General features: G+C 56.5%; 9 protein-coding genes. 1 reads left to right on the forward strand and 8 read right to left on the reverse strand.

What is annotated here, in order from left to right; all coding sequences use genetic code 11:
• Window positions 1–69 precede the first annotated feature (69 nt).
• Complete coding sequence (locus tag F0155_RS00985; RefSeq protein WP_150522606.1) at window positions 70–1,362, reverse strand: adenylosuccinate synthase; 1,293 nt, start codon at window positions 1,360–1,362, stop codon at window positions 70–72.
• Between the two features lie 291 nt (window positions 1,363–1,653).
• On the opposite strand from F0155_RS00985, the gene F0155_RS00990 reads away from it, so the two are divergent.
• Window positions 1,654–2,562, forward strand: coding sequence for a DMT family transporter (locus F0155_RS00990; protein WP_150522607.1), 909 nt, complete (start codon window positions 1,654–1,656; stop codon window positions 2,560–2,562).
• A 3-nt stretch (window positions 2,563–2,565) separates the two neighbouring features.
• Here F0155_RS00990 and serA read toward each other — a convergent pair whose 3' ends face one another.
• From serA to ybgF, 7 genes are all read right to left on the reverse strand, one after another.
• Window positions 2,566–4,152 carry a phosphoglycerate dehydrogenase gene (gene serA / locus F0155_RS00995; protein WP_150522608.1) on the reverse strand — a complete coding sequence of 529 codons (1,587 nt, stop codon included), beginning with the start codon at window positions 4,150–4,152 and terminating at the stop codon, window positions 2,566–2,568.
• Window positions 4,153–4,225: 73 nt separating this feature from the next.
• Window positions 4,226–5,404: a phosphoserine transaminase gene (locus tag F0155_RS01000; protein ID WP_150522609.1), complete on the reverse strand. Its 1,179-nt coding sequence runs from the start codon at window positions 5,402–5,404 to the stop codon at window positions 4,226–4,228.
• Between the two features lie 152 nt (window positions 5,405–5,556).
• Window positions 5,557–6,387, reverse strand: a complete 831-nt coding sequence (locus F0155_RS01005) for an outer membrane protein (RefSeq protein WP_208999065.1) — start codon at window positions 6,385–6,387, stop codon at window positions 5,557–5,559.
• 228 nt (window positions 6,388–6,615) lie between these two features.
• Entirely contained in the window at window positions 6,616–7,959 is a 1,344-nt protein-coding gene (gene glmM, locus F0155_RS01010; protein ID WP_192913729.1) for a phosphoglucosamine mutase, read from the reverse strand.
• A 148-nt stretch (window positions 7,960–8,107) separates the two neighbouring features.
• Window positions 8,108–10,027, reverse strand: a complete 1,920-nt coding sequence (gene ftsH, locus F0155_RS01015) for an ATP-dependent zinc metalloprotease FtsH (RefSeq protein ID WP_150522757.1) — start codon at window positions 10,025–10,027, stop codon at window positions 8,108–8,110.
• 237 nt (window positions 10,028–10,264) lie between these two features.
• Window positions 10,265–11,551 carry a tRNA lysidine(34) synthetase TilS gene (gene tilS, locus F0155_RS01020; protein WP_150522612.1) on the reverse strand — a complete coding sequence of 429 codons (1,287 nt, stop codon included), beginning with the start codon at window positions 11,549–11,551 and terminating at the stop codon, window positions 10,265–10,267.
• Window positions 11,552–11,555: 4 nt separating this feature from the next.
• A complete protein-coding gene (gene ybgF, locus F0155_RS01025; protein ID WP_150522613.1) occupies window positions 11,556–12,488 on the reverse strand; it encodes a tol-pal system protein YbgF in 933 nt (310 codons plus the stop codon).
• Between the last annotated feature and the right edge of the window lie 142 nt (window positions 12,489–12,630).

Genomic DNA, 12,630 nt, shown 5'->3' on the forward strand with positions numbered 1-12,630 from the left:
AAGACGCCTTACCATCCGAATCAAGTCTAATTGTGACCCTCGAAGTATGCGAGGGCACAACCGTCAGCCTCAATCCTGAAATGGATTCTGCACAAGAATTGTGTCGTCACGTTCCGGGCTGGTCGACAAAAGCGCCACAGGAGCACCGATCAGCTCCTCCACGAGACGGACATACTTCACAGCCTGAGCTGGAAGGTCCGCCCAACTGCGAGCGCCTTCGGTAGACTCTTTCCAGCCTGGAAGCGACTCGTAGATCGGCTTGACCCGCTCCTGAGCCCCCTGAGAGGCCGGAAGATAGTCGATGCGCTCGCCATCGAGTTCATAGGCGACGCAAATCTTGATCTCGTCCAGACCATCAAGAACATCGAGCTTGGTCAGCGCAATCCCGCTGATGCCGGACGTGCAGACGGTTTGACGGACCAGAACGGCATCGAACCAGCCGCACCGGCGCTGACGACCGGTAACCGTGCCAAACTCGCGACCACGAGTTCCGAGGAACTCGCCGACTTCATTTTTCTGTTCCGTCGGGAACGGGCCTTCACCGACACGGGTGGTGTAGGCCTTGGTGATACCGAGAACATAGTCGATGGAATTCGGGCCAAGTCCGCAGCCTGTTGCTGCCTGTCCAGCAACGGTGTTGGACGACGTCACGAACGGATACGTGCCGTGATCAATGTCGAGAAGGGCACCTTGCGCACCTTCGAAAAGAATACGCTTGCCCTCACGGCGCTGGCCATCAAGCAGCCGCCAGACGGAGTCGATATAGGGCAGCATCTTGTCGGCAACGCTCGACAGTTCCTCAAAAATCGCTTCGGCCAAAATTTCCGGCTGTCCGAGGCCCCGGCGCAGCGGGTTATGGTGCGCCAAGAGACGCTCGATCTTTGCAGGAAGCGTAGAGAGGTTCTTCAGGTCCATCACGCGGATTGCACGACGGCCAACCTTGTCCTCATATGCCGGGCCAATGCCACGCTTGGTCGTACCAATGCGGGTGCCCGTGCTGGATTCTTCGCGCAATGCATCCAGTTCGCGGTGCAGGGACAGGATGAGGGTTGCGTTTTCGGCAATCCGCAGGTTCTCCGGACCAACCGTCACACCCTGCGCCGTGATGCGCTCGACTTCGCTGACAAAGGCATGCGGGTCCACAACGACACCGTTGCCAATGACCGACAGCTTGCCGGATCGCGCGACGCCGGAAGGAAGCAGCGAGAGCTTGTAGCTGACGCCATCGATGACCAAGGTATGACCAGCATTGTGGCCGCCCTGGAAACGCACGATGACATCGGCCTGCTCGGACAACCAGTCCACGATTTTGCCTTTGCCCTCATCGCCCCATTGCGACCCGACAACAACAACATTGGCCATATCTTGAAACGCCCTCCTGAAGCGGCATTTTCGCGCATTTTCAGCGCAAACTCATCAAGCCCGCAGCAGTCCTCCGGGCAAACGCGGCGGACTATAGACACTTGGTGCCCTGCTGGCGAGCCCCCTGCACCGTTTTTCTGCAATGCAAAATCTTCCGCAGAACGGGGGATTTTTCACCCTCTTGCGTGACCCCGCCACCAGCCGTAGCGCATTGCTCGGAAGCCACTCGCATTTCGGGTCGCAAACCATCCGGTTACCGTTGATGGTGCGCCCAGAGGTCGGAGGAAATACATGAACTCGCGGAACTGGTTGCTTCTCTACGCATTGAGCGTGATCTGGGCGGGCGCATTCCTTTTTGCCAAGGTGGCGGTGCAGGAAATCCCTGTCCCCACCCTCGTATTCCTGAGGGTTTTCATCGCAGCCCTGACACTTCACATAGTGCTGAAGGTTTCCGGCAAACGGTTTTCATGGTCCTTTGAGGCCATGCGACCGTTCCTGCTCATGGGACTTTTGAACAACGCGATCCCCTTCTCCCTGCTTTTCTGGGGCCAAACGCAGATCGCTGCGGGTCTGGCCTCCATCCTGAATGCCACAACTCCGATCTTCGCCTTTCTGATAGCCGGCGTCGTTCAGCGGCAGGAACCCGTGACCGGTAACCGTATCGCCGGTGTCGGCATCGGAGTGATCGCCGTTGTCCTTCTGTTTTCCGGAGAAATCACGGGAGCGGCGAACTCTCCTCTTGCGGCTCAAATTGCCTGTCTGGGAGCCGCCTTGTCCTATGGACTGGCAGCCGCCTACGCGCGGCGGTTCAAGGGAATGCCGCCACTGGTTGCGGCAACGGGTCAGCTCACCGGTTCAAGCTTGTTGCTGTTTCCTTTTGCCATGCTCACCGCAACACACTGGTCACCGTTCGAAACCAGCGCCTTGGTATGGGGAAACGTCGTGGCACTTGGCATTATCGCAACCGCGCTTGCCTACCTGATCTACTTCCGCCTGCTCGCAGCAGCTGGTGCAACCAATGCGGCCCTTGTCACCTTGCTCATACCGGCGAACACGGTTGTGCTCGGCTACCTGTTTCTGGGCGAAACGCTTGGCCTTCTGCAAATTGCAGGTTTCGCTATCCTTCTGGCAGGCCTCGTTGTGCTCGACGGCAGGGTGGTCAAGCGCTCCGCCGTCGAACCTTCCAAATCGCTCCCCTGAGGATCAGAACTTCAGGGCCTTTACCTGCTTGACGTGGGAGACAGCGGCAAGGCGTTTCATGATCTCCACCGGCACTTGACCATCCACCTCGATAAGACAGATCGCGTCTTCTCCTGGAGCCGTTCGGCCAAGATTGAAAGACGCAATGTTGATGCCGTTGCTGCCCAGTTCCATACCGAGTTGGCCGATGAAGCCCGGTTTGTCCTCGTTGGTGATATAGAGCATATGCTCGCCAAGACCGGCTTCCATGTTGATGCCCTTGACCTGGATGATCCTTGGCTTGCCGTCACCAAAGACCGTTCCGGCAACGGAGCGTTCCTGCGTCTCGGTTACAACCGTCAAACGGATATAGTTTTCATAAGCACCGTGTTTGCCGCGCTTGACTTCCGCCACCTCGATGCCGCGCTCCTTGGCAAAGACCGGAGCGGATACCATGTTGACGGTCTGGAGGAGCGGTGTCAGCAAACCACTCAGGGCAGCCGCCGTAAGCGCCTCGGTTTTCATCTCCGAAACAGCGCCTGCATATTCCAGCCGAATGGCCTTGATGGCGGTTTCAGTCAGTTGACCCGCAAAGGATCCAAGCTGTTCGGCAAGGCGAACAAAGGGAACCAGCTTCGGCGCTTCCTCGGCCGTGATGGACGGCATGTTGAGAGCGTTGGAAACAGCGCCATGCAGCAGGTAGTCGCACATCTGCTCGGCCACCTGCAAAGCCACATTTTCCTGAGCCTCTGTCGTCGACGCGCCGAGATGCGGTGTTGATACAAAGTTGGGAGCGCCAAACAGGACATTTTCCTTTGCCGGCTCTTCGACAAACACATCAAAGGCAGCACCGGCGAGCTTGCCGCTATCCAAAGCCGCGCGAACGGCCGGTTCATCAGCAAGCCCGCCTCTCGCACAGTTGACCAGATAGGACCCGTCTTTCATGGATGCGATGGCTGCTGCATCCACTATGTTCCGGGTCTTGTCGGTCAACGGCGTGTGAAGAGTAATGACGTCAGCTCGCGGGAACAGCTGCTCCAGCGAGACCTTCTCAACGCCAAGCGCCAAAGCCCGTTCCGGCGTCAGGAAAGGATCAAAGGCAATAACCTTCATCTTCAAGCCAAGGGCACGGTCGGCAACAATGGAGCCGATATTGCCGCAGCCGATGAGGCCAAGGGTCTTGCCGGTCAATTCCGTACCGAGGAAGCGGGACTTCTCCCATTTTCCGGCCTGCGTTGACGCATCGGCCGCAGGAATTTGCCGAACCACCGCCATCATCATGGCAATGGCGTGTTCTGCCGTCGTGATAGCATTGCCAAAAGGCGTGTTCATCACGATGATACCGCGTGCGGTGGCCTTTGGAATATCGACATTGTCGACGCCAATCCCTGCCCGACCGACCACTTTCAGCCGTTCCGCAGCCGCAATGACCTTCTCCGTCACCTTGGTGGCGGAGCGAATGGCCAATCCGTCATAATTCCCGATGATCTCAAGGAGCTTTTCCTTATCCTTGCCAACCTCGGGAAGAAAATCCACATCAATGCCGCGATCCTTGAAGATCTGCACGGCAGCATCCGACAGCTTGTCGGAAATCAGTACCTTGGGCGCCATGAGTGCCTCCCACGTTTTAAACGGGTTCCGGAAGCGGGCGAATTTCGCCCGCCAAGATGTCTGGGAAAGAGGCTCAGGCCGCTCTTGACAGCTGTGCCTTGGTCTGGGCGAAGGCCCAATCAAGCCAGTCGGTCAGCGCAGCAACATCCGAGGTTTCGACGGTTGCCCCGGTCCAGATGCGAAGGCCCGCAGGAGCATCGCGATAAGAGCCGATATCATAGGCAACGCCTTCTGCTTCCAGAAGGGATGCGAGCGACTTGGTAAAAGCTGCCTGCTCCGCGTCTGCAAGCGCGGTGATCTCGGGATCAGTCACCTTGAGGCATACAGAAGTGTTGGATCGCGTGGCAGGATCGACAGGCAGAAAGCCTGCCCAAGAAGAGGCTGCAACCCAGTCTTCGACCACTTTCAGGCTGGCGTCTGCCCGCGCCATCAAAGCTGGCAGGCCACCGATTGACTGCGCCCACTTCAGGGCATCGAGGTAGTCCTCAACGCAGAGCATCGAGGGCGTATTGATCGTCTCGCCCTTGAAGATGCCTTCAATCAACTTGCCGCCCTTGGTCATCCGGAAGATCTTTGGCATAGGCCAGGCCGGTGTATGGCTTTCAAGCCGCTCGACGGCACGTGGACTGAGGATGATGACACCATGGCCTCCCTCCCCGCCAAGGACCTTCTGCCAGGAGAATGTGACCACATCCAGCTTTGCAAAATCCAGATTCTGCGCAAAGGCTGCAGAAGTCGCATCACAGATGGTCAGGCCCTGCCGGTCGGCAGGTATCCACTGCGCATCGGGAACCCGCACTCCGGACGTCGTCCCGTTCCAGGTGAAGACGACATCATGATCGAAGTTGACTGCGGAAAGGTCGGGAAGCTCGCCATAAGGGGCTTCAAACACTCGGGCGTCGCCAAGGCGCAGCTGCTTCACCACATCCGATACCCAGCCGGAGCCAAAGCTCTCCCAGGCCAGCATATCGACCGGGCGAGCACCGAGCAGCGACCAGAGCGCCATCTCGACCGCACCGGTGTCGGACGCGGGGACAATGCCGATGCGATAATCCGCCGGAACATTCAGGACAGAGCGCGTGAGGTCAATAGCCTCGGCAAGCTTGCTCTTGCCAATCTTGGCGCGATGGGACCGACCAAGCGGCGCATCGGCGAGGCCCTGAAGGCTCCAGCCGGGACGTTTGGAACAAGGTCCGGACGAAAATTGGGGATTGGCCGGACGCACTGCCGGCTTCGAAAGACTTCCAGTCATGTAACTACCCTCTCAGATAGGTGCCCCTCGTTGGGGAGGGGTGTCCCAACGTCAGGAATATTGGGTAACGGACTGGTCGTCAATCGAAATGATGGCACAAAGAAAAAGGCCGACGAAACCGCCGGCCTTTTCAAATACATGTATTGGCAGGATCAGAAGTTGCTGCTGATCGGGCCTGACGGATAATACGCCGGGGTCGCTGCACCACCGCCAAATGTGTACCGCGCACCAAGGCGGAATTCGTGGGCGATGAGGTCGGTGTATTCGATCCGGGAATTCGGGCTGTTCGGAGTAATATTCTTTACAGTCTTGGCCGTACCCAGATCCTTGTAGCGATAGCCCGCATCAATGCTGAAATTGTTGGTCACAGCGTAGGACGCACCAGCCATCAAAGCCCACGCGAAATTCCATTCGCTGTGAGAACCGTCAAATTCAGTTGTTTGAGTACCACCACCATGAAGCGGATTAACGGAAACCGTGTCACTGGTGTTCACCCATGCCGCACCGATACCAGCACCAACGTAAGGGGTGATGTTGTTCCAGGTTGTCAGGTCAATGTAACCGTTCAACATAACCGTCCAGACATCGATATCGGACGTTTCCTTGGAGAAACCGTCAACACAGCCACCACAGACAGCATAGCCTGTCACCTGTGCGGGTGTTTCATAATCAACAGTCACGTCAGTACGGAAATACTTGTTGAACTTGTAACCGACACCAACGCCGATCATCCAAGCATCATCCAAAGATTCACGTTCGAAACGCAGGTCCCGTGACAAGCCGTAGTCATTGAAACTACCGCTCGGCTCGCCATAAATCTTGTAGCCGATATCGCCACGCAAGTAGAGGCCGCCGCCACCAACAGCAACCGGTGCAGGTATTTCAGGCACGTGTTCGATGATCGGTGCCGGGAGATCGGCGGCCAGAGCCGCGGTTGACATGACCGCAGCAGCGCCAGCCAAAGACAATCTCTTTAAAAACATGTCCATGTCCTCGTCTTCAGTTCAAGCATCCGCATTTCAGCTGCGGTTCGCACTTGAGTCACTTTGGGATCATGGTGATAATTGATTAAGATGAACTTAACCCTGTTCTTTAACCGGTATTTTTTACCTTAATGAAACCTTATCAAGGGCAATGTTCGTTTACGTTTACTAAAGAAAAAGGGCACGGAAGATACCCGTACCCTTGAAAACAGCAGTTTGGCAGATGGGTCAGGCAGCAGAATGCGCAACCACGCTGGAAATCTGGTCAACCACCTTGCGAACCAGCGCGGCATCATCGCCTTCAGCCATCACACGAATGAGCGGTTCGGTGCCAGACGCACGAATGACCAAACGCCCCTGCTTACCAAGACTTGCTTCTCCGTCCAAGATTGCAGATTTCACATCATCTCTCTCTAGGGGAGCTCCGCCATTGTATCTTACATTCTTCAGAATCTGAGGCACGGGATCGAAACGCTTGCAAACCTCCGAAACCGGTTTGTCCTGATCCTTGATGCAGGCAAGAACTTGTAGGGCGGCAATCAGACCATCGCCTGTGGTGGTAAAATCTGACAAGACGATGTGGCCAGACTGTTCTCCACCGACATTGAAGCCGTGTGAGCGCATATGTTCAACGACATACCTGTCGCCAACCTTCGTACGCGCAAGCTCAAGCCCAAGGCCGCCGAGATAACGCTCAAGTCCCAGATTGGACATCACCGTCGCAACAATGCCCTTTGCAGAAAGCCGTTCACTTGCCTGCCACGACTGCGCAATAACAGCCATCAACTGGTCACCATCAACAACGGTGCCGTTCTCATCAACAATGATGACCCGATCCGCATCGCCATCGAGAGCAATCCCGATGTCGGCACGCACTTCCTGCACCTTGCGAGACAAAGTGTCAGGATAGGTCGAGCCGCACTCCTTGTTGATATTTGTTCCGTCCGGTGAAACCCCAAGCGTGATGACTTCGGCACCCAGTTCCCACAGCGCCTCCGGGGCCACTTTGTAGGCAGCCCCGTTGGCACAATCGATCACAACGCGCAGACCTTCAAGATTCATGTCGCGCGGGAGGGTTCGCTTGGCAAACTCGACATAGCGATGCTGGGCACTGTCAATACGTTTGGCCCGTCCCAGTTCGGACGCGTCGGGCAATGAGGACGCCAGATCAGAATCAATCAGATCCTCGATTTGCAGTTCCATTGCGTCTGACAGTTTAAAGCCGTCGGGGCCAAAGAACTTGATGCCATTATCCTGAAACGGATTGTGGGACGCCGAAATCATAACACCGACATCGCAGCGCAAGGACCGGGTCAACATGGCAACCGCAGGGGTCGGCATCGGGCCCAGAAGGAAGACATCCATGCCAACGGACGTGAAGCCCGCGACGAGGGCATTCTCAAGAGTATACCCCGAAAGGCGGGTGTCCTTGCCGATCACAACACGGTGTTTGTGACCACCATTCTTGAATGTGAGGCCAGCGGCCATCCCGACCTTCAGCGCCATTTCCGCAGTCATCGGTGCCACATTGGCGCGGCCGCGAATGCCGTCGGTTCCGAAATATTTCCGCATCAAAACTCACCCTTTGAATATCTTGGGGTCTTCATAAGCCCAGAACGCGCCATCGGCAGTTCAATTTTTGTGTTGTTCTGTAACTTTGAACAATGAGAAACGCCCGACCGAAGGCCGGGCGTCATCAGTTTTGTGCAAGTGAGTTACCTCAAGCCTGTGGCTGAGGCTCCAATCCACCACTCGATTCATCACCGCCGCGCTTGATGCCGGTTTTCGGCACCGCCGACGCACGCCCTACCGGCTGATCGTCATCGGTTTCGCGCACAGGAGGCTTGCCATCGAGAAGGTTCTTGATCTCTTCACCTGACAAGGTCTCATATTCCAGCAGACCCTGGGCAATCGCGTGAAGCTGATCTTCATGATCGGTCAAGATGCGTTCCGCGGTCTGATATCCCTGATCAACATAGGCCTTGATTTCCTCATCGATCATTTTCTGCGTAACGCCGGAGATATTCTGCTGACGCGCAACGGAATGGCCGAGGAATACCTCTTCCTGATTTTCCCCATAGGAAATCAGGCCGAGTTTATCGGACATGCCCCACTGGGTCACCATCGCGCGAGCCAGACGCGTGGCCATCTGGATGTCGCCAGATGCGCCTGACGTCACCTTTTCATAGCCAAAGATCTTTTCCTCGGCGACACGTCCACCCATAGCCACAGCCAGATCGGCATAACACTTTGCGCGCGTCAGTGAGACCTGATCCTTTTCGGGAAGGCGCATCACCATACCAAGTGCGCGACCGCGCGGAATGATGGTGGCCTTGTGGATCGGATCGGAGGCTTCTTGGTGAAGCGCCACGAGCGCATGCCCAGCCTCATGATAGGCGGTCAGCTTCTTTTCTTCCTCGGTCATAACCAGTGTGCGACGCTCCGCACCCATCATGACCTTGTCCTTGGCGTCTTCGAACTCGCTCATGGTCACAAGACGCTTGGAGCGACGTGCAGCAAGCAGAGCTGCCTCGTTCACCAGGTTCATCAGATCCGCGCCCGAGAAGCCCGGAGTGCCGCGAGCCAGTGTCTTGACATCGACATCGGGAGCCAGCGGAACTTTCCGCATGTGAACCTTGAGGATCTTTTCACGACCGGTGATGTCGGGATTTGGAACAACGATCTGACGGTCAAAACGGCCCGGGCGCAAAAGCGCAGGATCAAGCACATCGGGACGGTTCGTTGCGGCGATGATGATGATGCCTTCGTTCGGCTCAAAACCATCCATTTCGACAAGCAACTGGTTCAAAGTCTGCTCGCGCTCATCGTTACCACCGCCGAGACCGGCGCCACGATGACGTCCGACCGCGTCGATTTCGTCGATAAAGATAATGCACGGCGCGTTCTTCTTGGCCTGTTCGAACATGTCGCGGACACGGCTGGCACCGACACCGACGAACATTTCAACGAAGTCGGAACCGGAAATCGTGAAGAACGGTACGTTCGCTTCGCCAGCCACCGCACGGGCAGTCAGCGTCTTACCGGTACCTGGAGGGCCAACGAGAAGAACACCACGCGGAATGCGGCCGCCAAGGCGCTGGAACTTTTGCGGGTCGCGCAGAAATTCCACGATTTCCTGCAGGTCTTCCTTGGCTTCATCAATGCCGGCAACATCTTCAAACGTGACACGGCCATGAGCCTCGGTCAGCATCTTTGCCTTTGACTTGCCAAATCCCATGGCCTTGCCACCAGAGCCCTGCATCTGCCGCATCACGAACAGCCAGATACCGAGGATGATCAGCATCGGGAACCAGGAGATCAGGGTACCCAGCAGGGAAATGCCTTCGGTCTTAGGCCTTGCCTTGATCGAAACGTTCTTCTGGCGCAGCAGGTCGACATATTGTGCACCTTCCGGAGCATAGGTCTGGAACGCACCGCCACTCACAAAATGGCCACTGACCTGTTGTTCCTGAATGGTAACATCCCTGACATCCCCCTGCTCAACCCGATTCAGAAAATCGGAGAACGGAATGTCGTTGGTCGCACCGGTCTGGGCCGGGCTTTGGAACAGCTGAAACAGGGCTATCAGCAATAGGGCAATAATCACCCACAATGCGAAATTGCGAAAATGTGCGTTCATCTCTTTCCCTCGGCCAAGTCGGTTGGCCAGTACTGGGGTTTCCACTTGTAAGCCAAGATAGGTCGGCAGGATGGCGATGCCAAGGCGGTGCGCCATTCTTGTGCAGTTTCTTTGAGTTTTTTATTAAGATGGCGGTGTTTTTACCGGCCTTTCGAAAAAGGTCGGTGCATTTTTAAACTCTCGCCTCCCACCATTGTCTGAATAAACAGCGTGAACTTCCACGACAAATGACGTCGATCAGCTGCGACGGATGCTGAACATACACGTGTCAAAGTCACGATTTTCAAAAAGTCCGGGCACGAAAATCAGGTTTCCCTCGCGCCACACGGCAGGTGAACGCGCAAAAGATGCTTTCGGCCATTTTCCCAGATTTTGCCAGAGATCCGGCGCTTTCGGGGCTTGTGACAATGAGCCAACAAAAAGTGCGCGCGCGTCGAGAAACTGCCCAGCCAGAGCCTGACATTCAAAGCGCTCGTCCCAAAGCAGAACGTCTTTCCCCGTCCAGTGGATGGTTTCCGGGCCACCGTCACGCCCTAGCTCGGCCCAAACGTGAATTGAACCATTGCTGAAATCCAGCACCGCACCGCCAAGAGTTTTCCGACCCGCTTTTTCTGAAAGGATCAGATCTTCAACTCTTTCAAGGCTGGCAAGGCGCGGCGGATACCCGGCCCCCGTTGCCATCACAATTGCTTGAGCAAGGGTCCGCAATCGCATTTCCTGCGGCAGCTGCTGCCAAGCTGCCCGGTTGATGCGAAGCGGACCGGCTGGATGAACATCCACATGAGCAGCCCAGAAACCCTGCACCCAGTTTTCCAGTGCTTCCCGCGTCCGTCGCAGCCGCTTTGCAGTTTCTGCAAGGCCAGACGCATCCAGCCCCTCTGCCTCAAGAGCGGAAAGAAGTTTGCGAAGCCGCACTCGCTTGTAGGCAGTGTCCGAATTGCTCCGGTCTTCCTGCCAGATGATTCCTCGGTCCGACAGGGCCAGCTGAAGGGTATCCTTTCGAACCGACAAAAGCGGCCTGAGGATGTGAAGACCTTCCGGGCCATTGGGCTCTGAGTCCTTCATAGCCGCCAAGCCGAACAGGCCGCTCCCCCGTGTCAGTCGATCAAGAAAGGTTTCAACCTGATCATCCATATGATGGGCGAGCACCAGGACTTTTGCACCTGTTTCGCGCATGTGCCGGGCGATCAACCGATATCGTGCTTGTCTGGCTGCTGCCTGGAGATTGGCGGACGGCTTTTCCCCACCCCATCGGAGAATACTGTGATCAAGGCCCAATCGGGCACACAAAGCCCCAACCTCTCGGGCCTCTTCGGCGCTTTCCACTCTAAGGCCGTGATCCACGGTGACGACAGATACTCGCCCACCCCAGTTGGCCCGTTTTCGCCATTCATCAAACAGCACCAGCAGCGCGGTAGAATCGGCACCACCGGAAACGCCTAAAGTGAGTGTGTCATATGCGCCCAGCGAACCCAAAAGAGTGTCGACATCTTCAGGTGCGAGCGAAACGTCCCTGTCGATCATCGCCTCAAGCGCAATTCGCGAGGCGTTGCTCGTCCCGGGCCTGGAGAAGAAGTGCCGGAGCTGCGTTCGGATACTGGTTGATCAGCTGGGAAAAGGTCGCACAGGCCGCATCGGCCTCGCCCAAGCTTCTCAGGGAGACACCCAGTTTCAACAAGCTGTCAGCAGATTTGTTTGAATTCGGATGATCCGTGTAGGTCTTCAAGAATGCGTCTGCCGCATCCCGATAGTTTTTCTGCGCAAGCAGGCTTTCACCCAACCAGTATTGCGCATTCGAGGTCAGTTGATGGGCCGGATAGTTGGCAAGAAAGGCGCGAAAGCCATTTTCGGCGCCGATATAATCACCATTCACGGCAAGACTGTAGGCTGCATCATAGTCGCTGCGCGGGTCTCCTGTCCCGATCAGTCCTGCGATCTGATCACCGCCTTGCGGCAAGGCTGCATCGGGAGGCGTGGTCTCCAGTTCGTTGCCGATACGCGACTGGACCTGACCATTGGCAAGAGCAGAAAGATCGATGGGGCCACCAGACGGTAGCCCCTCATTGGAATTTGCCTGGTCATACCCGCCGGTATTGGCCCAGTCTCCATCTCCCGATCCGCCAACCGGGAGGGTGCCAAGGCTCCCCTCTGGCCCCGGCAAGGTTCCTGCCCCGCCGGATGGCGCGGCATCAGAACGCTTCTGCGGTGCGCCACTTTCCAGTTGCTGGAAGCGATACTCATTGTCTTCCTGCATGCGCCGCATCTGTTCCTGCATTTCGCGCAGCTGGTAGGTCAATTGCTCGATATGCCCAGTCAGTGTCCGGATGCGTTCTTCCATTTCATTCAGACGCACGGCGGAATCGTCGTTCCGCTTTCCAAACAACTGCGCCTGGGAGGGCATGGAAGTCACCACGACCAGCATCGCAGCTACCCCCAAGACGAGCAGACGTGTTTTCCCCATTCCTTCCTCCGAGTTGCGGCAAATCCTTGCCGGCACGCGTGACAATCTAACCGATACCACAGGGCATCGCGAGTTCGGCCAAAATTTGGCGCTTGAACGAAAAAGGCCACCAGATCCAGATCCGGTGGCCGATTCCCGATTG

The organism is Roseibium sediminis (assembly GCF_008711325.1).
Lineage (GTDB): Bacteria > Pseudomonadota > Alphaproteobacteria > Rhizobiales > Stappiaceae > Roseibium > Roseibium sediminis.

Coding starts and splice junctions, on each gene's coding strand:
- F0155_RS00990 (WP_150522607.1), top strand. CDS start 1,654: ATGAACTCGCGGAACTGGTTGCTTCTCTACGCATTGAGCGTGATCTGG.
- F0155_RS01000 (WP_150522609.1), bottom strand. CDS start 5,404: ATGACTGGAAGTCTTTCGAAGCCGGCAGTGCGTCCGGCCAATCCCCAA.
- F0155_RS01005 (WP_208999065.1), bottom strand. CDS start 6,387: ATGTTTTTAAAGAGATTGTCTTTGGCTGGCGCTGCTGCGGTCATGTCA.
- ybgF (WP_150522613.1), bottom strand. CDS start 12,488: ATGGGGAAAACACGTCTGCTCGTCTTGGGGGTAGCTGCGATGCTGGTC.
- F0155_RS00985 (WP_150522606.1), bottom strand. CDS start 1,362: ATGGCCAATGTTGTTGTTGTCGGGTCGCAATGGGGCGATGAGGGCAAA.
- glmM (WP_192913729.1), bottom strand. CDS start 7,959: ATGCGGAAATATTTCGGAACCGACGGCATTCGCGGCCGCGCCAATGTG.
- ftsH (WP_150522757.1), bottom strand. CDS start 10,027: ATGAACGCACATTTTCGCAATTTCGCATTGTGGGTGATTATTGCCCTA.
- tilS (WP_150522612.1), bottom strand. CDS start 11,551: ATGATCGACAGGGACGTTTCGCTCGCACCTGAAGATGTCGACACTCTT.
- serA (WP_150522608.1), bottom strand. CDS start 4,152: ATGGCGCCCAAGGTACTGATTTCCGACAAGCTGTCGGATGCTGCCGTG.